Here is a 23,665-nt window from a genome sequence, read left to right on the forward strand (position 1 = left end):
AAATATCTAATCCAAAGGAATCCCAACACCAACACCAACCAAAAAGGCCGATGCCAGTGACGAGGATAAATTGGCATATGACATAGTGCACGCTGTTGAGTTCTCAAGGATCGGACACACCCGGTTTTCAGTCTCTCGACCTGCTCCCCGGGGCAACTTCTCTACCTTACCACTCTTGCAGATCTTGTCAAGTCCGCGATCCGCTCCTCGCGCCCCGTCTGGACGATGTCCTTCGACGTGACGAAACCCGGGCGGTTCGAGCCGATCTGACGATCTACTCTTCGAGTGGGTTTTTCATCTTACAAGCCAGTGGTTCTCTCCTGCAAGAGGAGTAGCTCTTCGGCTTGGATGGTCCCGCTTGAGGCCGGCAGCTCTTCGAGCTTTCCGCACCTGTGGGGTGACGAGTGATTACTTTACGGATGCCCGGCAGGGCGTGCAAATCCCGCGCTCATCTCGGGCGTGTCGCGAGCATCCGCTCGTCACCGTCACTCGACGAAGACGCCGGCGAGCGTCTTCTTGCCGCGTCGAAGTACGGCGATGCCGCTCGGCAGCACGCTGCCGGAGATCGTCGCGGCAGGATCGGTGATCTTCTCGTTGTTCACGTAGACACCGCCCTGACTGATGGCGCGACGAGCCTCGGAGAGACTCGAGGTGAGTGCGGTATCGACAAGCAGCTGCGCGACGGGGGCATCCGGCGCGGTCGTCGTGTTCGGGAGCTCCCGCAGTGCGGCTTCGAGGGTGCCGGCATCCGTCGCCGCGAGGTCGCCATTGCCGAAGAGCGCCTCGGCCGCAGCGATCACGGCATCCGTCGCTTCGCGACCGTGCACCAGCGTGGTGACTTCGCGCGCCAGCGTGCGTTGCGCCTCCCGTTTGTACGGTTCCTCCGCCACGGCCCGCTCGAGGCGATCGATCTCGGTGCGCGGGAGGAACGTGAAGATCCTGAGGCGGTCGATCACCTCGGAGTCCTCGGCGTTGAGCCAGAACTGGTAGAAGGCGTATGGACTTGTCTGATCCGGATCGATCCAGACCGCCGTGCCCTCGCTCTTGCTGAACTTGGTCCCGTCCGCCCGCGTCAGCAGCGGCGTGCCGAACGCGTGGACGGAGACCCCCTCGACTCGATGGATCAGGTCGATGCCCGCCGTGAGGTTGCCCCACTGGTCGCTTCCGCCGAGCTGCAAGAGGCATCCGCGGGTGCGGTAGAGCTCGAGGAAGTCGAGGGCCTGCAGGATCTGGTAGCTGAACTCCGTGTAGCTGATGCCCGCCTCGGAGTTGAGGCGCGCGCTGACGGCATCCTTCTTGAGCATGGTGCCGACGCGGAAGTGCTTGCCGATGGTGCGCAGGAAGTCGATCGCGGTGAGCGGCGCGGTCCAGTCCAGGTTGTTGACCAGAGTCGCGGCGTTGTCACCCTCGAAGCTGAGGTAGCCGGCCACCTGTCCTTGCAGCCTCCTCACCCACTGGGCGACGACCTCCGGATCGTTCAGGGTGCGCTCAGACGTCGGCCGCGGATCGCCGATGAGTCCGGTGGATCCGCCGACCAGGCCGAGCGGCTTGTGTCCGGCCAGCTGAAGACGCCGCATGATGATGAGCTGAACGAGGTGGCCGAGATGCAGGCTCGGCGCAGTCGGATCGAAGCCGCAGTAGAACGTGATCGGCCCCGAGGCGAGGGTCGTGCGCAGCGCTTCGGGATCCGTGGAGACCTGGATGTGACCGCGCCACACCAGCTCCTCCCAAATGTCGTCGAAGCTGGGGTCGTTGCTCTGGGATGCGAGGACGTCGGCTGGCACGCGACAACAGTAGCAAGGGCTCTCGGCCTATTCCGTGGTGGATGAAGTGTTGAGACTTAAACTCTAGTGAGTTAAGCTTTCAGGCTTACGGCAGTGATCGAATGCACGCGATTGGGGATGCCATGTTCGTGATCACCGCGGACCAAGTGGACAGTCGCCACCGGTCCGACATCGTCGAGGAGACCCAGCGCGGACTCCAGCACGAGTTCGCCGAACACCTCGAGCTCGCCGTCGACCGCAACGCAGGCGACGAGGTGCAGGCCCTGACCGCCGATGCCGGCGCAGCGCTCGGGATCGTGCTCGCACTCGATCGCGGCTCCGCGTGGAGCATCGGCGTCGGATGCGGGGGAATCCGTGAGCCCCTTCCCTCGAGCGTGCGCGCGGCCACAGGACCGGCCTTCTTCGCGGCGCGGGAGGCGGTGGACGCCGCCAAGAAGCGCGCGACACGCTTCGCGGTGCGGTCGGGTGCGGGTGCAGCGGCGGGACAGGCATCCGACGTCGAAGCGATGATCGACCTGCTGCTGACCGTACGCGGCAGGCGCAGCGCCGCCGGCTGGGAGCTCTACGACCTGCTCGCCGACGGGATGACACAACGAGACGCCGCGGCGCGACTCGGGATCAGCGAACCCGCCGTGAGTTCGCGGGCGCGCGCGGCGGGGATCCATCCCGAGACCGCCGCGGTGCCTGCGCTCACTAGGCTGTTGCAGGATCTGGACCACCGCTCGGCCGAAGGAGACGGAGCATGACGTATGCCGGCCCGCTGTATGCGGCCCTGACCATCGCCTACTGGGCGTTCGTGATCATCGTCGTGGCGCTCGGCGTCACCGCGTCTGCGATCACGAGCAGGGCGCCTCGGCGCTGGCTCGTCGTCGCGGCCGCCGCCACGATCGTGGTGGGCATCATCGCGGTGGTCATGCCGCACGATAAGCCGTTGCCGGCCGTGAGCGTCGTGCTCGGACTCGCCGTGCTCGCGCTCAGTGTGCTGGGCGGCGGACCGGCCGTGCTGTTCGTGCTCGCGCTCGCATCGAAGGGGACGGTGAAGGAAGGCCGTCACGGCGGGATCGTCGTGGAACGCGCCGAGCCTCCGGCAAGCGACAACCTCGTGCACGTCGAGCTTTTGCGCGGCGGAACGGTGATCGGCGTGTTCGAACGCGTCGCGACCACGGCGAGCATCATGGCCGGGTACCCCGAGGCGATCGCGGTGATCGTCGCGATCAAGAGCGTCGGCAGGTTCACCGAGCTGGATGTCGCGGAGGCGCGCGAGCGGTTCATCATCGGCACCCTCGTGAGTCTCGTCTGGGCCGCCGCATGCGGCGGGCTGTTCCGGTTCGCGATCGGGCTCTGAGAGAGCCGGCGGGACGGGCTTCGCCAGGCTCGGCCGGCGACAAAGGGCTGGCGGCCCAACCCGCGGTAGAGGGCTGGGCCAATCCGCGGCCGACGCGCCGGGCTTCGAGAGACTCAGCCGGCCGAGGAGGACGAGATCGCTCGCGGATGCCGCTTGTAGGGCGAGACGGTCGGGTCGCCGGGGATCCAGAACCGCCACGGGAACGCGGCCTCGTCACCTCCCGGTCCGCTGACGCCCGTGCGAGGGCCCGTGGCGAACGGCGTCACCGGATGCTCTGGCAACTCGACCTCGAAGGGCGGGGCGAAGGCATCCGCTCCGTTCTCGTCGAGACGGATGCCGGCGGCCACCGTCAGCCGTGCGGGGCCTCGAGCCAGGTCGCGGAGGGGCACAGCGCTCCCCCGGGTCGTGGGACGTTCCCTCCTTCTGCGGGCCAGCTCGACGCCGTCGACCACCTCGGCGGCCCTGAGCAGGACAGCGGATGCCACGCCGTCGGGCGAACAGACGAGGTTGGCGCATGTGTGCATGCCGTACGTGAAGTACGTGTAGATGTGACCGGGCGGGCCGAACATGACGGCATTGCGAGGCGTGCGGCCTCGGTAGGCGTGGGATCCCGGATCCGTTCCGTCGCCGAGGTACGCCTCCACCTCCGTGATGCGGAGTGTGACCGAACCGTCGGGCGTCGTGTGCGTGAGCAGCGCACCGAGGAGTTCGGGCGCCACCTGAAGTGAGACCCGCTCGAAGAAGGACCGTGTGAGAGACGGCATCCGGCTAGGAGAGTCGTCCGTCGAGCTGGCCGCCCCGGAGGTCATCGGACCTCCTGCTCCTCCGCGATCGCCTCGGCGAGCGCCTTCACCCGCGCGGTGAGGTGCACGCGCTGCTCGGCCACTCGCTCCGGCGCGGTGCCACCGAGACCGGAGCGGGACCCGACGGAACCCTTGATCGTGAGCACGCCGCGCACCTCTGGCGTCAGGTGATGCGAGATCGCGGCGAGCGCCGCGTCGTCCACCTCGTCGAGCTCGACGCCGTGGCCCTCCGCGTACGCCACGAGCTTTCCCGTGATCTCGTGGGCGTCGCGGAACGGCACGTGCTGCTTGACGAGCCACTCGGCCACGTCGGTGGCCAGCGAGTAGCCCTGGGGGGCGAGCTCGCGCATCCGGTCGGTGTGGAAGTGCAACGTCGCCACCATGCCGGTGAAGGCGGGCAGGAGCACCTCGAGCGTGTCGATCGAATCGAAGACCGGCTCCTTGTCCTCCTGGAGGTCGCGGTTGTACGCGAGCGGAAGGCCCTTGAGCGTGGCGAGGAGACCGCTCAGGTTGCCGATCAGGCGTCCGGCCTTGCCGCGTGCGAGCTCCGCGATGTCGGGATTCTTCTTCTGCGGCATGATCGACGAGCCGGTCGAGTACGAGTCGCTGAGCGTGACGAATCCGAACTCGCGGGTGTTCCAGAGGATGATCTCCTCCGCGAAACGAGAGACGTCCACTCCGAGCTGGGCGGTGATGTACGCGAACTCCGCGACGAGATCCCGCGAGGCCGTGCCGTCGATCGAGTTCTCGACGACGCCGGCGAAGCCGAGCTCCGAGGCGACGAGACCCGCGTCGAGGCCGAGCGTGTTGCCGGCGAGCGCGCCGGAACCGTAGGGAGAGGCATCCGACCGGCGACGCCAGTCCAGGATGCGCTCCAGGTCGCGGACGAGCGGCCAGCAGTGCGCCAGCAGGTGGTGCGCGAGAAGGACGGGCTGCGCGTGCTGCAGGTGCGTGCGTCCGGGCATGATCGCGTCGGCGTGCGCCTCGGCCTGCGCGGCGAGCGCGTCGACGAGGCCGAGAATGAGCTGCGCGAGCCGTGTCGAATGGTCGCGGAGGAAGAGCCGCACGAGCGTGGCGATCTGGTCGTTGCGGCTGCGTCCGGCACGGAGCTTGCCGCCCAGTTCGCCGCCTGCGCGTTCGACGAGCCCGCGCTCCAGTGCGGAGTGCACGTCTTCATCGGATGCCTGCGGCAGGAACGCGGCTGACCGCACGTCAGCGAGCAGCGAGTCGAGCGCTTCCGTCATCGCTGTCAGCTCATCCGCGGTGAGGTAACCGGCAGCGGTCAGGGCCTTCGCATGTGCCTTGGATCCGGCGATGTCGTACTCGGCGAGACGCCAGTCGAAGTGCGTGGAACGACTCAGCTCCGTGAGCTCAGGCGAGGGACCGCCCGCGAACCGGCCGCCCCAGAGCGCCCCGGCTTCGCCGGCCCGATTGCCCTGCTGCGCGTCAGACATGCGATGCTCCCGCCGTCGTCGTGTTCATCACGGCGCTCACGCCGCGTTCTTCTCGAGGATCCAGGCCAGCAGTGCCTTCTGGGCGTGCAGGCGGTTCTCTGCCTCGTCCCAGATGACGCTCTGCGGACCGTCGATGACCTGGGGATCGACCTCGTAGCCGCGATCGGCGGGAAGGCAGTGCAGGAAGATCGCCTCGGGCTTCGCGAGCGCCATCAGTTCCGGGGTCACCTTGTAGTCGCCCATGGCTGCGATGCGGTGCGCCTTCTCCTCCTCCTTGCCCATCGAGACCCACGTGTCGGTCACGACGACATCCGCTCCGGCCACCGCCTCGAACGGGTCGGAGTAGAGGACGACGGACCCGCCGGTGCCCGCGGCCAGGGCATCCGCGTCGGACACCACCTCGTCGTGCGGCGCGAACTCGTCGGGAGACGCCACGCGCACGTTCATGCCCGCGATGGCCCCAGCCAGCAGGTAGGACTGCGCCATGTTGCTCGCGCCGTCACCGAGGAAGGTGACGGTGAGGCCGGTCAGAGTGCCGAAGACGTCCCTGATGGTGAGCAGATCTGCGAGCAGCTGGCACGGGTGGAAATCGTCGGAGAGAGCGTTGATGACCGGCACGGTGGTGCCGGCCGCCATCTCCTCGAGGCCGGCCTGGGCGTAGGTGCGCCACACGATCGCGGAGACCATGCGCTCCAGCACCCGAGCCGTGTCGGACGGCGTCTCCTTGCCGCCGAGCTGGCTGTTGGCCGTGCTGATGATCAGCGGGCTGCCGCCGAGGTCGGCGACACCCACCGCGAAGGACACCCGGGTGCGCGTCGAGGACTTGTCGAAGATGACGGCAACCGTCTGCGGACCTGCGAGCGGCTTGCGCCCCCATCTGTCGTCGCGCATCTGCACGGCCAGGTCGAGGATCTCGGCCTGCTCGGCCGCGGTCAGGTCGTCGTCGCGGAGGAAGTGACGGGTCACGGGTCAGTCTCCTTGCTGGTGGCCGGATCCGGCCTGGCTGTCGAGGTCGAGCAGTGCGGCGCGGAAGCGTCGTTCGAACTCGGCGACGTCGTCGTCCCCGATGATGAGCGGCGGAGCGAGCCGAATGCTCGACTCGTTCGGCGCGTTGACGATGAGACCGTTGCGGAGTGCCGCGGCGGCCAGCGCGTCGGCCACCGGCTCGGAAAGCCCGATGCCGATGAGCAGGCCGGCACCTCGGAGCTCGGAGATGAGCGGAGAGCGGATGCCGCGCAGCACGTTCCGAAGCTGCTCACCGCGCACCCTGGCGTTGTCGATCAGCCCGGCACGCTCGATCTCCTCGAGCACCGCACCCGCGACAGCCGTCGCGAACGGATTGCCGCCGAACGTGCTGCCGTGCTGGCCCTTGGTGAACAGCTCGGATGCGTGTCCGAACGTGACGAGGGCGCCGATGGGTACTCCCCCGGCCATGCCCTTTGCCATCGTGATGGCGTCGGGGACGATTTCCGCGTGCTGGAATCCGAACCAGGTGCCGGTGCGTCCGACGCCGGTCTGGATCTCGTCGATGATGAGCAGAGCGCCGTGGCGGCGGGTGAGCTCACGGGCGGCGGCGAGGTATCCGGCAGGCAGGTCGATGACGCCGGCCTCGCCCTTGATCGGTTCGAGGAACAGGGCGGCGACCCTGTCATCCATCGCCGCTTCGAGCGCTTCGAGGGTGGAGTCGATGTGCTCGACGCCGGGGACCATCGGCTCGAACGGCTCCCGCATGTGCGGCTTGCCCGTCAGCGCGAGGGCGCCCATCGTCCTGCCGTGGAATCCGTTCTTCAGGGCGAGGATGCGACTGCGGCCGCCGTCCGAGTTGCGCCGCGCCAGCTTGAACGCGGCCTCGTTGGCCTCGGTTCCCGAGTTGCAGAAGTAGACGCGGCCCGCGGATCCCGCGCCCGTGATGCGCTGCAACCGCTCGGCCAGAGCGACCTGCTGAGGCGTCGCGAAGTAGTTGGACACGTGGATCAGCTTCGCGGCCTGGGTCGAGATCGCGTCCAGCAGAACCGGGTGCGCGTGCCCAAGGGCGTTCACCGCGATGCCGCCGAGAAAATCGAGGTACTCGTTGCCGTCGACGTCCGACACGTGCGTGCCGAGCCCGTGGTCGAGCATCACGGCCGGCACCGCGAGGGAGCCCATCATGACGTCGCCGAAGGTCTGGCGCCAGTCGCTGAGTGTGTCGTTCGGTGTGCCCGTCATGCGGTCACCTCCGTTCCGCTGCCTTTGCTGGTGAAGAGTTCGAAGAGAAGGGAGTGCGCGTCGCGTCCGTCGATGACGGCGGCCTTGGCGACGCCCCCGTCGACGGCGTCGAGGCAGGCCGTCATCTTGGGGATCATGCCCGAGTCCAGGGACGGCAGCAGCTCGCGAAGCTCGGCTGCGGCGATCGTGGAGATGAGCGAGTCGCGGTCCGGCCAGTCGCGGTAGAGGCCGGGCACGTTCGTGAGGATCACGAGCTTGGCGGCGCCCAGCGCGACGGCGAGCGCTGCGGCAGCGGCGTCCGCGTTGACGTTCAGACTGCGACCGGGAACGTCGACGTCGAGTGCCACCGACGAGACCACCGGGATGCGACCGGCGTGCACCTCGGCCATGACGCCGGCCGGATTCACGCCGACGACGTCACCGACGAGTCCGAGATCGACGAGCTCTCCGTCGACGATCGCCTTGCGGACCCGTCCCTCGAAGAGCCGGGCGTCTTCGCCGGAGATCCCGGATGCCAGTGCACCGTGAAGGTTGATGTGGCCGACGATGTCGCGGCTGATCTGGCCCGTGAGGACCATGCGCACGACCTCCATCGTCTCCGGCGTGGTCACCCGGTAGCCGCCGCGGAACTCGCTGACGATGCCGAGGCGGTCGAGCATGGCCGTGATCTGCGGGCCGCCACCGTGCACGACGACTGGTCGGATGCCCACGTACCGCAGGAAGGCGATGTCGTCGGCGAAAGCGCGCACCAGGTCGTCGTCGACCATGGCGTTTCCGCCGAACTTCACGACGATCGTCTGTCCGTGGAACCTCTTCAGCCAGGGCAGCGCCTCCATCAGCACGGCCGCCTTGGCGCCCGGCTGTCCGAGGATGGGAAGCGGCTGCGGTTCGGTATTCGCGGGGTCTGTCATGACTCGTCCCTCAGCTCGCGTACGCGCTGTTCTCGTGCACGTAGTCGTGCGTGAGGTCGTTGGTGCGGATCGTCGCCGAGCGATCGCCGACGTGCAGATCGATGAGGATCGAGGTCGCCCGCGGCGTCAGGTCGACGAGGTCGCGCGACTGATCCGGCTCGCCAGCCGTGCACACCTGGATGCCGTTGATGGCCACGTCGATGCCGTACGGATCGAACTCGGCGTCGGTCGTTCCGACGGCGGCGAGCACGCGTCCCCAGTTGGGGTCGTTGCCGAAGATGGCCGCCTTGAAAAGATTGCTGCGCGAGACGGCGCGCGCGACGTCGACCGCGTCATCCTCGGATGCCGCGTGAACCACCTCGATCGCGATGTCGTGCGATGCGCCCTCGGCGTCGCCCTGCAGCTGCAGTGCAAGGTCGTCGCAGAGATCCGTGAGCGCCAGGGCGAACTCGTCCGTCCCCGGGGTCACGCCCGACGCCCCGGAGGCCAGGAGGACGACGGTGTCGTTCGTCGACATGCACCCGTCGGAGTCGAGCCGGTCGAACGTGACGCGAGTCGCGGCGCGCAGGGCCGTGTCGAGCGCTGAGGAGTCGAGCGCGGCATCCGTCGTGATGACGACGAGCATGGTGGCGAGGCCCGGCGCAAGCATGCCTGCGCCCTTCGCCATGCCGCCGATGGACCAGCCGTCGCCGGCGACGACGGCCTGCTTCGGGTGTGTGTCGGTGGTCATGATGGCCTGTGCTGCTGCGAGTCCCGACGCGTCGTCTGAGCCGAGGGATGCCGCTGCCTGTGCGACGCCTCCGGTGAGAGCATCCCGGTCGAGCTGGTCTCCGATGAGGCCGGTCGAACAGATGACGACGTCGGCGGCCGACACGCTCAGGTGCTCCGCGGCGGCCTCGGCCGTCGCGTGGGACGTCTGGAATCCCTGCGCGCCCGTGTAGCAGTTGGCGCCTCCGGAATTGAGGACGACGGCGGACACGATGCCGTCCCCCATGACCTGTTCGCTCCACAACACCGGGTTGGCTTTGCAGCGGTTCGAGGTGAAGACCGCGGCGGCGTTCTGCAGCGGACCCAGGTTCCGCACGACGGCGAGGTCGAGCGCTCCCGTCGCCTTGAGGCCGGCGGCGATGCCTGCCGCGGCGAATCCTGCTGGGGCCGTGATGCTCACGGTGCGACTCCGTTCACGCTGAGGCCGGTGGTCTCCGGCAGACCGAGCGCGATGTTCGCGCACTGGATGGCGGCACCCGCTGTGCCCTTGACGAGGTTGTCCACGGCGATGATCGACACCACGCGATTCGCCCTGGCGTCGACGGCCAGACCGATCAGCGCGATGTTCGCGCCCAGTACGTCTGACGTGCGGGGAAATTTGCCGGCGGGGAGCACCTGCACGAAGCGCTCTCCCGCGTACGCGTCATTCCACGCGGCCCGCACCTCGTCGACCGAGACGCCCGGCTTCAGAGGGGCGCTGACAGTGGCGAGGATGCCCCGCGACATCGGCACGAGCATCGGCGTGAACGAGATGGCCGGGTTTGCCGCGCCCGCCGCTCGCAGATTCTGCAGGATTTCGGGGATGTGCCTGTGCGTCCCGCCCACGCCGTACGGCACGGCGTTGCCGAGAAGCTCGGAGGCGAGATAGGTGGTCTTGAGGCTCTTGCCTGCGCCGCTGGGGCCGACGGCGAGCACCGCGACGATATCCGTCTCATCGATGAGTCCGGCGGAGACGCCCGGCGCGATCGCCAGCGAGACGGAACTGGCGTTGCAGCCGGGTGCGGCGATGCGGGTGACTCCGGCGAGCACATCCCGCTGCTTGCCGTCCACTCCGCTTCCGTCGACAACGGGCAGCTCTGGGACGCCGTACGCCCACGCACCCGCGTAGTCGCCGCCATAGAAGGCGTCCCAGTCCGCCCTGGACGTGAGCCGGTGGTCCGCACCGCAGTCGACGACGAGCACGTCGTCGCCGAGCTGGGCGCTGATGGCGCCGGATGCTCCATGCGGCAGCGCGAGGAACACGACGTCGTGACCGGCGAGGGTCGTGGCATCCGTCTCCTGCAACGTGAGATGCGCGAGGGAACGCAGATGCGGCTGGTGATCGATGAGCGGCGTGCCGGCGTTGGAGCCGGCCGTCACGGTGCGGATCTCGAAATCAGGATGTTCGGCCAGAATGCGGAGGATCTCTCCCCCCGCGTAGCCCGAGGCGCCGGCGACGGCGACCGAATAGGACATGTCTCTACCTTATTGACGACTGAGCTGAGAGAAGAACGAGCTGGTTCGTTCTTCGAGGTGGTGGAGTCAATGAGCGGCCTGAGCCGCGATATTGACGGCCGAGCTGACAGAAGAACGAGCTGGCTGGTTCTTCCGAGGCGATGGAGTCAGTGAGCGGCGTTGCCACAATCAGACAGTTGGGCGAATGGTGGTCGGCACGGCGACGCCCACAGCGGACCGCTCAACACGCGGTCCCGTACGCGTCGCCTAGCTTCGGCGTGCGCCCAGAAGGAGTCCGCACTGACGTCGGCGCACCGCACGGGTCGAGAAGACCTGTGCGTTCGGGGTGCGCCGGATGCAAGACATGTGCGCCAGCATACCGGGAGCTCGACGGCAGGTGCCAACCGAGCCTCCGGGCTCGCGACGCACACGCTCCGCCCGGGAACGCTCGAATGGCACGATCACGCGCGTCGATCGATCTCGCCGCGAGAACCGTGCATCAACAGGTCACAGGATGCCGAGTTCCTGCGCGCGGGTCACGGCACGAGTGCGATCGTCGACGCCGAGCTTCTCGAAGACGTGCACGAGGTGCGTCTTCACCGTCGACTCGGCGATGAACAGGTCGCCGGCGATCCGGGCGTTGCTCGCCCCCGTGGCCACCAGCCGCAGCACCTCCTCCTCGCGGTCGGACAAGCGGATCCGCTCGTCGCCGTGGCTTCGGGTTCCCCGCACGAGAGCCTCGGCGATCCCCGGCGCGAGCACGGTGCGACCGGACGCCACGGCGCGCACCGCTGCGACGACCTCGTCGTGCGGCGCCGCCTTCAGGAGGTATCCGCTCGCACCGGCCTCGATCGCGCCGAGCACATCGGCGTCGGATTCGAACGTGGTGAGGACGAGGACCCGCGTGACGACCTGACGTGTGCGGGCGTCGGCGAGGATGCGGGCTGTGGCGTCTGCTCCGCCGAGCACGGGCATCCGCAGGTCCATCAGCACGACGTCGGGGTCGGTCGCTGCGACGCTCCGGACCGCCTCGGCACCGTCATCCGCCTCACCGACGACCTCGAGATCGGGCTCGTCGTCCAGCATCGCGCGGATGCCTCGGCGTACCAGCGGATGATCGTCGGCGACCAGCACGCGGATCACGAGACATGCTCCCCTCGAACGTCGGCGACAGCCGACGAGTGCATCGGCACCGTGACCGTCAGCCGCGCTCCGGCCGGCGCCGCCGACTCCAACGTCACATTGCCGCCGAACGTGCGCAGACGATCGCGCATGCCGGAGAGGCCGAACCCGTCACGGATGCCGTCGGCGACACCGATGCCGTCATCGGCGACCACAAGGACCAGGGCGTCGTCCGCGGCACGCAAGGATGCCTCGACACTGCTCGCCATGGCGTGCTTGCGCACATTGGCGAGGGCCTCCTGGAAGCACCGCAGCAGCACCACCTGCTGTTCCCTGGAGAGCTCGACGTCGTCGAATCGCACGTCGACGGCGATTCCTGCCTCACGATCGAACCGGGCCGCCACCCGCCGAGCCGCCTCGTTCAGACCGTCTTCGACGGGCTGCGACGCCGACTCCGCCACGAGCGATCGGATCTCGCGCAGGGTCTCGCGGGCGGCATCCTCCATGGTCCGCAGCGTCTCGGGCAGAGCCCCCGACGCGTCGATCCTCGACGCCTGCCGTTCCGCCCGCTCGGCGAGCATCACGAGCCCGGTCAGCGACTGCGCGACGGTGTCGTGCATGTCGCGCGCGAGACGTTCTCGCTCGCGGGCCGCGCCCGCCTCCTGAGCGGATGCCGCCGCCCGGCTCTGTGCAGCCTGCAGCTCGGAGAGCAGGCGGGCGCGTTCGGCCCCCCAGTCGACGATCCGCCAGATCCAGAGCCCGATGGCCACCGCGAACAGGAACGACAGGGATGCCGTGATCGCGGCGGCCGTCACCCCCGCCGGGCCGAGCGCGAGCCCTGCGAACACCCCGAGGCCGAGGACCACGTCCCACGCGAGCATGGAGCGGATCCGACCGGGCGCGAGAGCGCCGATCAGCGGATACGCGATCGCCTGCAGCACCGACAGGTTCGGATCGGCCGCGCACCCGAACGCGACGATCACGGTCATCAGGCCCAGGTAGACCTGGGCGGCGATCGGAACATCGCGACCGATCAGCCACCTGCCGAACACCGCGTACGCCACGACGAACGCCGCCAGAGCGCTCGACGAAGCGATCGTGTTCTTCGGCATCCCCTGGAGGACCGCGGCATCCAGCCAGATCAGGAATGCGCAGACGAGCGCGGTGGCGCCGACCGCGACATCCCACCATGCGCGCTTCTGCATGCTCACGAGGCAACTCTCGCATCGAAGCCGCGCCGCGTGCGACCCATGGCCGTCGGTCAACCGTCCTTGCGGATCCACCGGAACGTGACCCGACTGATCACCAGCCCGGTCGCCAGCCAGCCGAACAGCACGAGCGCGCACCATCCGAGCTGCCAGCTCCCGTTCGGCTCGAGCACGACGAAGTCGGAGGGCAGGAACACGCTGCGCATGCCCTGCGCGATCCACTTCAGCGGGAAGAGCGACGCGATCGTCTGCATCCATCCGGGCAGCTGCGTGAAGTTCAGGTAGACGCCGGAGATGAACTGCAGGATCAGCACGATCGGCACGATCACCGCGGATGCCGAGCGTCCGGACCGTGGCAGAGCGGACAAGGCGATGCCGAGCAAGGCGGAGGTCACCACGCCGAGCACGAAGATCCAGGCGAAGGTGACCCACTTCTCCGGATCCGTCGGGAGCGCGATGCCGAAAATCAGCCGCGCCACCGCGAGCAGCAGAACCGCCTGGATGGCGGCCGTCGCGAAGACCTGTCCGATCTTGCCCGCGAAGTAACTCACCGGCGACAGCGGGGTTCCGCCCAGTCGCTTGAGCGTGCCGTCCGACCTCTCCCTCGCGATGTCGACGCCCAGGTTCTGCACTCCGGAGAGCAGGACGCCTGCGGCGAGCATGCCAGGCAGGTAGTACGCGCCGACCGTGATGCCAGGCTCGCCGGGCCTCGCCACGATGTCGCCGGCCGCACTGAACGCCGTCGTGAAGATGCCGAGCATGACGAGTGGGAAGAGGAATGTGAAGAACACCGTGTCCATCGAGCGGAAGTAGGCGACGATCTCGTACCGCGTGCGCTCGACGCCGAGGGCCAAGGTGCTCATGCCGCCACCTCCTCGAGATGCTCCGTCGTGCCGAGCAGGCCGAGATAGACATCTTCCAGGCTGGGTCGCACGACCTCGAGGCCGTCGGGTTCCGAGCCGAGGCCGGCCACGAGCTCGGCGACTGTGCGGCCCGGCTCGCTCGTGCGCACCTCGTGCTGCCCGCGGCCGTCGCGCCAGCGGACGACCGGGGTGCGGGCATCCGCCCCGCCGAGCTCGTGAATGGCGCCGATGTCGACCATGCGGCCGGCGGCGATGACGCCGGCGCGGTCGCCCAGCCTGGCGGCTTCGTCGAGGTAGTGGGTCGTGAGCAGGATGCTCGTGCCCTCCCGTTTCAGCGCTCGGATGAGGTCCCAGAATTCGTGTCGTGCTTCGGGGTCGAAGCCCGTGGTGGGCTCGTCGAGGAAGAGCAGCCGCGGATTGCCGATGATGCCGAGAGCGACATCCACCCGTCTCCGCTGCCCTCCTGACAGCCTTGCCAGTCGTGTGCCCGCCTTGTCGGTCAGACCCACCGCCGCAATGGTCTCGTCGACATCTCGGGGATGCGGATAGAAGCGCGCGAAGTGCCTGAGCTGCTCCGCCACGGTCATGACCGCGGACTCGCCCGTCGACTGAAGCACGATGCCGAGCTGCGCCTTCCAGCCGCGCGTCGCGTGCTGCGGGTCGACGCCCAGCACCCGGACGTCACCCGCGCTGCGATCGCGGAAGCCCGCGAGGATCTCGATAGTCGTCGACTTGCCTGCACCGTTCGGTCCGAGCAGAGCGAACGTCTCGCCGGGGGCGATCTCGAAGTCGATGTCGTCGACGGCGGTGAATCCGCCGTAGGTCTTGCGCAACCGTTGCACGTTGACCACGGGATCGGAGCTCTTCGTCATGCCTCAAGGCTTGCCCGGCATGGCTCCCGGCGCCATGGGACAGGAGATGGATTCGGGCATCCATCGACCGATGGATGCCCGAGCCCGTGCGGCTCAGCGCACCGTTCGCGCGCTCAGCCGATGTGCGTCGGCGTCGGCGAGCTACTCGCGCACGGTCGCGGCGAACCGGGACCCGGCGAGCGCTGCACCCGCGAGCTTCGCGTCGCTGGCCTCTGCGGCGGTCAGGGTGCGGTCGTCGGCGCGGAAGCGCAGCGCGAACGTCAGGCTCTTGCTGCCCTCGGGCACTCCGCGCCCGCGGTAGTCGTCGACGATGTGCGCGTTTTCGAGCAGCTCTCCCGCGCCCTCGATGACGGCCGCGAGCACGTCGGCGGCCGGCACGCCGGCATCCACGACCAGTGACAGGTCCTGAGTGGCGGCGGGGAAGGTCGAGATGGGAGTGATCTGCTTGTCGGCGCCGGCGACGCCGATGAGACGGTCGAGGTCGACCTCGAGCACGGCGACCACGCGAGGGAGGTCGGCGTCCTCCGCCACCTGCGGCAGCAGCTCACCGGCGTAGCCGATCGGGCTGCCGTCGAGCAGAACCTCGGCGGTGCGTCCCGGGTGGAGCGCCTTGTGCGATCCCTGTCGGACCGTGACCTCGGTGCCGAGCGCAGCGGCAAGGGTGCGCACCGCGGCGAGCGCGTCCGCAATGCCCGACGCGACGGCGGGCCGGCCCGGCTGCTTGACGGTGGCGTCCCCGGTGAACAGGGCTGCGGCCAGACGTGGCTGGGCCGGGATGCCTGCCTCCAGCTCGGCGATCACTCCCGGTTCGGGGAGCGCGGCACCGACCGGGAGCTCCGAGGTTCCGGTCACCGCACCGTCTGGACGGAAGACCAGGCCGATCTCGAACAGCGCGAGATCGGTGAGCCCGCGTGAGAGGTTGCGCTTCGCGGTCTCGATCAGTCCAGGCAGCAGCGAGGTGCGGAGGAACGGCACGGAAGCGTCAAGCGCGTTCGTCAGGCGCACCGCGGGGACCTGGCCGTCGACGGGCGAGCCGAACAGGTCGTTCTGCGCCGCGGAGACGAACGGATACGCCAGCACCTCGGTAAGTCCGCTTGCAGCGAGTGCCGTGGCGGCCTGGCGACGCAGCTGCTGGGCACGGGTGAGGCCGCGGCCGGGCGGCGCGACGGGGAGTACAGGCGGGATGCGGTCGTATCCGACGATGCGGGCGACCTCTTCGGCCAGGTCGGCCTTGTCGCCGAGGTCTGGACGCCACGTGGGAGGCGTGACGAGGAGCCCGTCATCCGTCTGCTCGATGGCGCCGCCGATCTCGGCGAGGGTGGTGCGCACCTCGTCGTCGGTGAACTCGACGCCCACCAGCGTCGTCACGTAGCCGTGCGGCAGAAGGATCGGTTCGGCGTCAGTGGCAGTGCGCAGGGTTGAACCGAGCCCGTCGGCGCGGCCGCCGCCGAGCTGCTCCAGAAGCTGCACCACGCGTGCAGCGGCCGCGCTGGCGACGTCCGGATCGACGCTGCGCTCGAAGCGACGTGAGGCCTCACTGGGAAGCTTGTGCCTGCGCGCGGTACGCGCGACGGAAACCGGGTCGAAGTTCGCCGCCTCGACGAGCACGTCCGTCGTCGCCTCGTCCACCTCGGTCGTCGCCCCGCCCATGACGCCCGCGAGTCCGATCGGACCCGACTCGTCGGTGATGAGCAGGTCTTCGACGTCGAGCTTTCGCACCTGTCCGTCGAGGGTTTCGAGCGTCTCGCCGCGTGCAGCCCTGCGCACCGTGATGCCGCCGGTCAGCTTGTCCAGGTCGTAGGCGTGAATCGGCTGCCCCAGCTCGACCATCACGTAGTTGGTGACATCGACGATCAGGGAGATGGAGCGGATGCCGGCCAGCACGAGCCGCGCGATCATCCAGGCGGGCGTGGGCGCACTCGGGTCGACGCCGCGCACGACGCGCGTGACGAAGACACTCGCTCCGACCCGACCGCGGATCGGGCCCTCATCGGCGATCACGACCGAGAATCCTTCGCCGTCCACCGGATCCACCGATGCCGCAGGGTCGCGGAACGCTGCTCCCGTTGAGTGCGCGTACTCCCGGGCGATGCCGCGGATGGACAGCGCATAGCCGCGATCCGGCGTCACGTTCACCTCGACGGACGCATCGTCCAGACCGAGAAGGGCGATGGCATCCGTCCCGACCGGGGCGTCGATGCCGAGCTCCTTCAGGCGCAGGATGCCGTTGTGCTCGTCGCCGAGACCGAGCTCGCGCGCCGACGCGATCATCCCGTCGGAGATGTGTCCGTACGTCTTGCGCGCCGCGATCGGGAAGGGACCGGGCAGCACGGATCCGGGAAGCGTCACGACGACCTTGTCGCCTGGGAAGAAGTTGCGGGCGCCGCACACGATGCCGTGCACGGCATCCCCGCCGTCGGCGGCAGCCTCGCCCTCGGGGGCGACGCGCACCTGACACCAGCGGATCGTCTTGCCGTTGGTCTGCGGCTCCTCGACGAAGTCGAGCACCTCGCCCACCACGACGGGCCCGGAGATCTCGAAGCGGTGGATGGCCTCCTCTTCGAGTCCGACCTTGACCAGTGCCGCGTGCACGTCCTCAGGCGTCGACCCAGGGGCGACGTCGACGTACTCGGCGAGCCAACTCAGCGGGATTCGCATGCCCTTAAACCACCATTCCGAACTGCTGGGAGAAGCGGATGTCGCCCTCGAGGAAGTCGCGCATGTCGTTCAGGCTGTACCGGAACTGCAGGGTGCGCTCGATGCCCATGCCGAAGGCGAAGCCGGTGTAGACATCCGGATCGATGCCGGCCGAACGCAGCACGTTGCGGTTGACCATGCCGCAGCCGCCCCACTCGATCCAACGCGGGCCGCCCTTGGCTCCCGGATGCCAGACATCCATCTCGGCGCTCGGCTCCGTGAACGGGAAGTAGTTCGGACGCAGCCGGATCTTGGCTTCATCGCCGAACATCGCGCGGGCGAAGTGCTCGAGCGTGCCGCGCAGGTGCGCCATGGTGAGGCCCTTGTCGACGGCGATGCCCTCGACCTGGCTGAACACGGGCAGGTGCGTGGCGTCGAGCTCGTCGGTGCGGTACACACGTCCGGGCGCCACGACGTACACGGGCAGTTCACGCTCGAGCAGGGCTCGCACCTGCACGGGAGAGGTGTGCGTGCGCAGCACGAGGTGCGCCTCAGGCGGCTCCACGAAGAACGTGTCCTGCAGCGCGCGCGCCGGGTGATCGGCGTCGAAGTTCAGTGCGTCGAAGTTGAACCACTCGCTCTCGAGCTCCGGTCCTTCCGCGACCTCCCAGCCCATGCCGACGAAGATGTCGGCGATGCGCTCCTGCAGAAGCGAGAGCGGATGCCGCGCCCCCACGCGTCCGGGCAACGCCACCTCGGTGACGTCCACGGCTTCCTCCGCGAGGCGTTTCGCGTTCTCCGCCTCCGCGAGCACGGTCTCGCGGGATGCGAACGCCCGGTTCACCTCGCCCCTGGCCTGCCCGACGAGCTTGCCGAGCGCGGCCTTCTGATCGGCGGGGACGTCGCGCAACGAGGCGTTCAGCCGAGCGAGCCGCGAGTGCTCCCCGGAGTGCTCCGTGCGGGCCGTTTTGAGCTCAGCGATGTCGGCAGCGGAATCCACGGCGGCCAGGGCCGCGTCGACCGCCGATCGCACCGCGGATTCGGTGATCTCGATGGGTTCTGGCACGAAGATCAAGTTTACGGGAGGCAGAGCCGCAGAACTCGCCTCTCGCGCCCGGACCATCAGCCACGTCGAGTCGGTGGATTCTCCTTCGGCGATCGTTCACCCGGGACGCCCGCGTTCCGCACCCGCACGCCGGCCTGCCGTGAGGCGCGGCACGCGATCCACGCGAGCGGCCTGCGGCTGCGGTTCTCGTACACCCGATGCGGCACGGTGCTCCCTGGTGCTGCGCGATATCCCGCGGCGGCCAGCACGCTGGGGAGGAGGGCGGCCGCGGCGTTCGAATACCCGAGATCCGACGGATGCAGACGATCGAGCCGTGAGAACATCGAGCCCGGATCGCGCCGGAACAGCGGTCCAAGGGCGTCCGCGAGCGAGACGGTACGGGCACCGGCCCGTAGGGCGACGATCGTCTGACCCGTGGCGAGGAACCGGCTGGCCCAGTGCGCGAAGAACCGCATCGGCTCGACGAACCGGCGAACCGTGCCGAGATCGGGGCAGGATGCCACGACGACGCGGGCACCCGCGCTGCGCAGTTCCGTGATCGTGGCCCGAAGCGGACTCAGCGAATCCGGGAGCGGCACGAGATGGAAAGCGTCGTTCGTGCCCACGATGATGACGGCCACGTCGGGCGAGCTGAGCACCCGCAACCTGACCAGCTGCGCGGCAAGGTCGCTCGACACCGCACCGACCTCCGCCACGTTCGTGAGCTGCACAGAGCGTTCCGACGCCGCCGCGAGCCCGTTCGCGAGTATCACTCCGACCGTGTGGGACTCGTCCTCGGCCCCGTATCCCACGGCCAGCGAGTCGCCCATCACTGCCAGCTGAAGCGGCGGGCTCTGACATCCATCACCGAAGAGACCGCTCCGCGCAGAGCGGACCGAAGGACGCGACGTCGCGAGCCGTCCTCTGGTCCACAGCGCCTCGGCTGCGGTGAGCGCCGCGACGCCCACCGCGACGCCGAGGACAGAGCCGGCAGCCACGGCGGCGCGGCGGACACCGGACACCCACCACCTCGCCCGGCCGCCCGGACCGAGTGCGGATGAGTGGCCGTTCATCGTGTGCGATCTGGATGCCGACGGATGTGCCACACGCTACGCTCGCCACCTCGAGTCGGCGACGGAACGGACGCGATCACGCATGACGGTCGCGGTCGGACGGCCTCGAACCTGCGACGTCGGCGACGGCACCCGCCTCGGGCGGCGGGCGCACAGTCAGGTCCGCCCAGGAGGTGCGGCGTGGGTCCCATGCCCGTGGCCTCCGGGCTCGGCGCCGACGATGATCGATGCCACCACCTCGTCGACGGCATCCTCGGACGGCAACGCGCCGAGCTCCCCGGCGAACAGCAGATGGCCCGAACCCATCAGCGCGAGTGCGAGCGTGCGCGGATCGGCGGACGGCACGAGTCGGTCACGGCGTTGCTCGTCGGCCAGATACGTGGTGAGCACGCTCGTCGCCTCACCGAGATACGACAGGGGATGATCGCCGGATGCCCTCAGCCGCGCGCGCACCCCGTCCCTGGCGATCACGATGCGGATCGTGGCCAAGCCGAGAGGATCGAAGATGCGCGACAGCGCGTCCCGCAGATTCGTCACCACGCTCGCTGTTCCTGCCGTGGCCCGCAGCCTGTCGGCGAGGTCGCCGAGCCCGGCGACCCTCTGCTCCACCCACTCCGCGAGGAAGGTGTCGAAATCCGGGAAATGGCGGTGCAGCACGCCCTTGGCGACCCCGAGCTCCTCGGTGACCGCTCGGCTGGTGAGACCGTTCGCGCCGTCGCGCAGCACCACCCGATCCGCCGCCTCGAACAGGCGGGCACGGGCATCCTGCAGTGCGACTCCAGTGGGCGCCACGTGACATCTCCTCGTTCGCCGAGCGCGATCGCGATCGATGAGTGACCGCATGCCCACCTATAGTGGGCGCATGGTCACTCTACCCGAGCATCTGACGGCATCCGAGTCCCACAGGGCACGAGAGATGGCCGAGTCCTTCGGCGCGAATGCCGACGCCTACGATCGCGCTCGTCCGCGATATCCGGACGCGCTCGTCGACCGGATCCTCGCCGAGACGACGCACGCCGCGCCGCGCGTGGATGTGCTCGACGTCGGCATCGGCACCGGCATCTCCGCCATTCCGTTTCACGAGCGCGGTGCCGACGTGCTGGGCGTGGACGTCGACGATCGCATGGCGGCGTTCGCCCGCTCGCGCGGCCTCGAGGTCGAGGTGGCGAAGTTCGAGGAGTGGGATGCCGCCGGTCGCACGTTCGACCTCGTGATCGCAGGCCAGACCTGGCATTGGATCGATCCCGTCTCCGGAGCACGGAAGGCCGCCGACGTGCTACGACCTGGCGGGCGTCTCGCGCTGTTCTGGAACGTGATGCAGTTCCCCGAGCCGATCAGTAACGCATTCGGTGAGGTCTTCGCACGAGTCCTGCCCGACAATCCGATCGCGGCAGGCATGACCGCCGGCGCACGGGCGTACGGATCGCAGCTCGACAAGGCGGGCGACGGCATCCGCGAGGCCGGTGGTTTCACCGAGGTGGAGCAGTGGCGCTTCGACTGGAAGCGTGTCTATGCGCGCGACGAATGGCTCGACGCCCTTCCCACCTCCGGCGGACTCAACCGACTCCCTGCCGAACGGCTGAAGCCGTTGCTGGAGGGCATCGGCACGGTCATCGACGAGGCGGGCGGGTCGTTCACCATGGAGTACGCGGCGGTGGTGGCAACAGCCACCCGAGTCACCGACGCGTGACGAAGGTCGCTCGGGCGCGCTCTGCCGATCGCGTCACCGTGGACCTCAACTGCGCTGCGCGAAAGCCGACTCGTAGAGGCAGACCGACGCTGCCGTCGCGAGATTCATCGACTCGGCGTGGCCATAGATCGGCACGGTGATCACCCGGTCCACCAGTGCGACGGCCTCATCGGACAATCCGTGGGCCTCGTTGCCGAAAACCCACGCCGTCGGTTCGGCGAGCTCACCGCTCACCCTCGCCACCAACAGGTCGTCACCCGCCATATCCGCAGCGATGACGTGCAGGCCGGACTCCTTCGACCTGGTCAGAACCTCGTCGATCGACGCGCCGACGGCCACCGGCAGATGGAACAACGAGCCCGTGGTCGACCGCACGACCTTCGGGTTGTACAGATCGACGGTGTGACCGGAGAAGACCACGGCGTCCGCTCCCGCGGAGTCCGCCGCACGGATGATCGTGCCCGCGTTCCCCGGATCACGCACCTCCTCCAGCACCGCGATCAGCCTCGGACGCGCCGCGAAGACATCCTCGAGCGACGACGTGAACATGCGGCAGACCGCGACGAAACCCTGCGGTGTGACGGTGTCCGCCATGGCATCCAGCACCTGGTCGGTGACGAACTCGATCTCGGCGCCCGACCGCTTGGCGAGCGACGCGACATCGTCGTGCTTGTGCACGGCGTGCGTCGTGGCGAACAGGTCGACGACAAGGTCGGGACGCCAGGTCAGCGCCTCGCGCGCGGCCTGCGGACCCTCCAGCAGGAAATAGCCGGTGTCTGCACGCGCCGACTTCTTCGCCAGCTTGGCAACGGCGCGCACCCGAGGAGAACGAGGGTTGTCCAGCACTCGCTCAGCCTAACGGCCAAGCGTGCCCTCACGATGAACGGTCACACGCAACAGCGCGACGATTCCCGCTCCACCCCGAGCGCCCGTCGCCGCTCTGTTGCCGACCCACCCCGTCGTTGTCGACCCACCCCCGATTTCACGCGAACACCGGGGTGGATCGGCAAGAGTGGGGTGGATCGATGACACCACGCGTTGGCGGGCACCAGCCGTGGCTGGGCGAGAACGTTCGAGGACTGAAGCGAAATGCGGGGTGCGTCGCTTGCGGCGGAGCGACGATGAAATGACGGATCGGGCCGCACCCCTGGTGAGTGCGGGCCGATCCGGTGGTTCGATGCTTACGCGGCGTCGGCGTGCGGTGCGGACGTGTCCGCCGGCAGCGCCTTCTTCGCGGTCTCGACCAGCGACGCGAACGTGGCGGGCTCGTTCACGGCGAGCTCGGCCAGGATGCGACGGTCCACCTCGATGCCTGCCAGGTTCAGACCCTGGATGAAGCGGTTGTAGGTGAGGCCGTTCTGACGGCTCGCAGCGTTGATGCGCTGGATCCACAGGCGACGGAAGTCACCCTTGCGGGCACGGCGGTCACGGTAGCTGTAGACCAGCGAGTGGGTGACCTGCTCCTTGGCCTTGCGGTAGAGGCGCGACCGCTGTCCGCGGTATCCCTCTGCGCGCTCGAGGATGACCCGACGCTTCTTGTGGGCGTTGACGGCCCTCTTCACTCTTGCCATTGCTCAATATCCTTCGTGCGTCGTGTCGGCTTACTTGCCGAGAAGCTTCTTGGCGACCTTGGCGTCGACCGTCGGAAGCACCTGGTCCTGGTTCAGCCGACGCGTGCGACGGCTCGTCTTCAGCTCCAGGTGGTGGCGCATGCCGGCCTGCTGCTTCATCACCTTGCCGCTGCCGGTGAGCTTGAAACGCTTCTTGGCCCCGGAGTGGGTCTTCTGCTTGGGCATTATTTCTCCTCATCGGTGGCGGAGGGGGATTCCGCCTCGGTGGCCACACCCGCGCGCTGCTGCTGGGAGCGCGCACGGTTCGCGGCACGTTGTGCGTTGGCCTCGGCCTTGGCCTCCGACTTGTTCTTCAGAGGGCCGATGACCATGACCATGTTGCGACCGTCGATGGTCGGGTTCGATTCCACTGAACCGAAATCCGCCACATCTTCGGCGAACCGCTGCAACAGGCGCACACCCTGCTCGGGGCGGGACTGCTCGCGTCCACGGAACAGGATCATGGCTTTGACCTTGTCCCCGGCCTTGAGGAATCCCTCTGCGCGCTTGCGCTTGGTCTCGTAGTCGTGTTTGTCGATCTTGAGGCGGAACCGCACCTCTTTGAGCACGGTGTTCGCCTGGTTGCGCCTGGCCTCTTTGGCCTTCTGCGCAGCCTCGTACTTGTACTTGCCGTAATCCATGATCTTGGCCACGGGCGGCTTCGAATTCGGAGCCACCTCCACGAGGTCCATGTCCGCCTCTTGAGCGAGACGGATGGCGACCTCGATCTTGACGACGCCGATCTGTTCTCCGCCTGGGCCGACGAGGCGAACCTCGGGCACGCGGATACGGTCATTGGTACGGGGATCGCTGATGCGTGGCTCCTCTGATCGAGCATTTC

General features: G+C 68.4%; 23 protein-coding genes. 3 read left to right on the forward strand and 20 right to left on the reverse strand.

All coding sequences use genetic code 11. The features are described 5' to 3' along the window. Window positions 1–485: 485 nt before the first annotated feature. Entirely contained in the window at window positions 486–1,784 is a 1,299-nt protein-coding gene (tyrS, locus tag ACX9R5_RS14170; RefSeq protein WP_459409695.1) for a tyrosine--tRNA ligase, read from the reverse strand. A 122-nt stretch (window positions 1,785–1,906) separates the two neighbouring features. On the opposite strand from tyrS, the gene ACX9R5_RS14175 reads away from it, so the two are divergent. Next, a complete protein-coding gene (locus tag ACX9R5_RS14175) occupies window positions 1,907–2,530 on the forward strand; it encodes a DNA-binding protein (protein ID WP_459409696.1) in 624 nt (207 codons plus the stop codon). Beyond that, entirely contained in the window at window positions 2,527–3,129 is a 603-nt protein-coding gene (locus ACX9R5_RS14180) for a hypothetical protein (protein ID WP_459409697.1), read from the forward strand. Before ACX9R5_RS14175 ends, ACX9R5_RS14180 begins: the two co-directional genes overlap by 4 nt. A 113-nt stretch (window positions 3,130–3,242) precedes the next feature. On the opposite strand, the gene ACX9R5_RS14185 is transcribed toward ACX9R5_RS14180, so the two are convergent. The 15 genes from ACX9R5_RS14185 to ACX9R5_RS14255 form a co-directional block, all read right to left on the reverse strand. Next, window positions 3,243–3,938 carry a DNA-3-methyladenine glycosylase gene (locus ACX9R5_RS14185; RefSeq protein WP_459409698.1) on the reverse strand — a complete coding sequence of 232 codons (696 nt, stop codon included), beginning with the start codon at window positions 3,936–3,938 and terminating at the stop codon, window positions 3,243–3,245. Continuing rightward, window positions 3,935–5,386, reverse strand: coding sequence for an argininosuccinate lyase (gene argH, locus ACX9R5_RS14190; RefSeq protein ID WP_459409699.1), 1,452 nt, complete (start codon window positions 5,384–5,386; stop codon window positions 3,935–3,937). The genes ACX9R5_RS14185 and argH overlap by 4 nt, the downstream gene beginning before the upstream one ends. Before the next feature lie 36 nt (window positions 5,387–5,422). After that, a complete protein-coding gene (gene argF / locus ACX9R5_RS14195; RefSeq protein WP_459409700.1) occupies window positions 5,423–6,352 on the reverse strand; it encodes an ornithine carbamoyltransferase in 930 nt (309 codons plus the stop codon). Between the two features lie 3 nt (window positions 6,353–6,355). Continuing rightward, window positions 6,356–7,591: an acetylornithine transaminase gene (locus tag ACX9R5_RS14200; RefSeq protein WP_459409701.1), complete on the reverse strand. Its 1,236-nt coding sequence runs from the start codon at window positions 7,589–7,591 to the stop codon at window positions 6,356–6,358. Then, entirely contained in the window at window positions 7,588–8,502 is a 915-nt protein-coding gene (argB, locus tag ACX9R5_RS14205) for an acetylglutamate kinase (RefSeq protein WP_459409702.1), read from the reverse strand. Before argB ends, ACX9R5_RS14200 begins: the two co-directional genes overlap by 4 nt. Window positions 8,503–8,512: 10 nt before the next feature. Continuing rightward, window positions 8,513–9,670: a bifunctional glutamate N-acetyltransferase/amino-acid acetyltransferase ArgJ gene (gene argJ / locus ACX9R5_RS14210; RefSeq protein WP_459409703.1), complete on the reverse strand. Its 1,158-nt coding sequence runs from the start codon at window positions 9,668–9,670 to the stop codon at window positions 8,513–8,515. Next, a complete protein-coding gene (gene argC / locus ACX9R5_RS14215; protein ID WP_459409704.1) occupies window positions 9,667–10,725 on the reverse strand; it encodes an N-acetyl-gamma-glutamyl-phosphate reductase in 1,059 nt (352 codons plus the stop codon). The genes argJ and argC overlap by 4 nt, the downstream gene beginning before the upstream one ends. A 486-nt stretch (window positions 10,726–11,211) precedes the next feature. Continuing rightward, window positions 11,212–11,847, reverse strand: a complete 636-nt coding sequence (locus tag ACX9R5_RS14220) for a response regulator (protein ID WP_459409705.1) — start codon at window positions 11,845–11,847, stop codon at window positions 11,212–11,214. Beyond that, window positions 11,844–13,031 carry a sensor histidine kinase gene (locus ACX9R5_RS14225; RefSeq protein ID WP_459410094.1) on the reverse strand — a complete coding sequence of 396 codons (1,188 nt, stop codon included), beginning with the start codon at window positions 13,029–13,031 and terminating at the stop codon, window positions 11,844–11,846. The genes ACX9R5_RS14220 and ACX9R5_RS14225 overlap by 4 nt, the downstream gene beginning before the upstream one ends. 56 nt (window positions 13,032–13,087) lie before the next feature. Further along, window positions 13,088–13,897: an ABC transporter permease gene (locus ACX9R5_RS14230; protein ID WP_459409706.1), complete on the reverse strand. Its 810-nt coding sequence runs from the start codon at window positions 13,895–13,897 to the stop codon at window positions 13,088–13,090. After that, complete coding sequence (locus ACX9R5_RS14235; RefSeq protein ID WP_459409707.1) at window positions 13,894–14,769, reverse strand: ABC transporter ATP-binding protein; 876 nt, start codon at window positions 14,767–14,769, stop codon at window positions 13,894–13,896. The genes ACX9R5_RS14230 and ACX9R5_RS14235 overlap by 4 nt, the downstream gene beginning before the upstream one ends. A 141-nt stretch (window positions 14,770–14,910) precedes the next feature. After that, the gene (gene pheT / locus ACX9R5_RS14240; protein ID WP_459409708.1) at window positions 14,911–17,427 is read right to left on the reverse strand and encodes a phenylalanine--tRNA ligase subunit beta; all 2,517 of its coding nucleotides are present in this window, start codon (window positions 17,425–17,427) and stop codon (window positions 14,911–14,913) included. 4 nt (window positions 17,428–17,431) lie between these two features. Further along, window positions 17,432–18,472, reverse strand: coding sequence for a phenylalanine--tRNA ligase subunit alpha (gene pheS / locus ACX9R5_RS14245; RefSeq protein ID WP_459409709.1), 1,041 nt, complete (start codon window positions 18,470–18,472; stop codon window positions 17,432–17,434). Between the two features lie 56 nt (window positions 18,473–18,528). Next, window positions 18,529–19,473, reverse strand: a complete 945-nt coding sequence (locus tag ACX9R5_RS14250; RefSeq protein ID WP_459409710.1) for an SGNH/GDSL hydrolase family protein — start codon at window positions 19,471–19,473, stop codon at window positions 18,529–18,531. Window positions 19,474–19,680: 207 nt separating this feature from the next. After that, window positions 19,681–20,316 (reverse strand): TetR/AcrR family transcriptional regulator, encoded by a 636-nt coding sequence (locus ACX9R5_RS14255; protein WP_459409711.1) that lies wholly within the window; start codon window positions 20,314–20,316, stop codon window positions 19,681–19,683. A 70-nt stretch (window positions 20,317–20,386) separates the two neighbouring features. Between ACX9R5_RS14255 and ACX9R5_RS14260 the strand changes: the two genes are divergently transcribed. Next, complete coding sequence (locus ACX9R5_RS14260) at window positions 20,387–21,214, forward strand: class I SAM-dependent methyltransferase (protein ID WP_459409712.1); 828 nt, start codon at window positions 20,387–20,389, stop codon at window positions 21,212–21,214. A gap of 45 nt (window positions 21,215–21,259) precedes the next feature. Here the strand turns inward: ACX9R5_RS14260 and ACX9R5_RS14265 are convergent, their stop codons facing one another. The 4 genes from ACX9R5_RS14265 to infC all read right to left on the reverse strand — a co-directional run bounded on the left by ACX9R5_RS14265 (window position 21,260) and on the right by infC (window position 23,606). Continuing rightward, window positions 21,260–22,060, reverse strand: a complete 801-nt coding sequence (locus ACX9R5_RS14265; RefSeq protein WP_459409713.1) for a TrmH family RNA methyltransferase — start codon at window positions 22,058–22,060, stop codon at window positions 21,260–21,262. Window positions 22,061–22,395: 335 nt separating this feature from the next. Beyond that, window positions 22,396–22,785, reverse strand: a complete 390-nt coding sequence (gene rplT, locus ACX9R5_RS14270; RefSeq protein ID WP_459409714.1) for a 50S ribosomal protein L20 — start codon at window positions 22,783–22,785, stop codon at window positions 22,396–22,398. 30 nt (window positions 22,786–22,815) lie between these two features. Continuing rightward, a complete protein-coding gene (gene rpmI / locus ACX9R5_RS14275; protein ID WP_170026809.1) occupies window positions 22,816–23,010 on the reverse strand; it encodes a 50S ribosomal protein L35 in 195 nt (64 codons plus the stop codon). Next, complete coding sequence (gene infC, locus ACX9R5_RS14280; RefSeq protein ID WP_459409715.1) at window positions 23,010–23,606, reverse strand: translation initiation factor IF-3; 597 nt, start codon at window positions 23,604–23,606, stop codon at window positions 23,010–23,012. The genes rpmI and infC overlap by 1 nt, the downstream gene beginning before the upstream one ends. Between the last annotated feature and the right edge of the window lie 59 nt (window positions 23,607–23,665).

This window comes from Rathayibacter sp. CAU 1779, assembly GCF_054551755.1.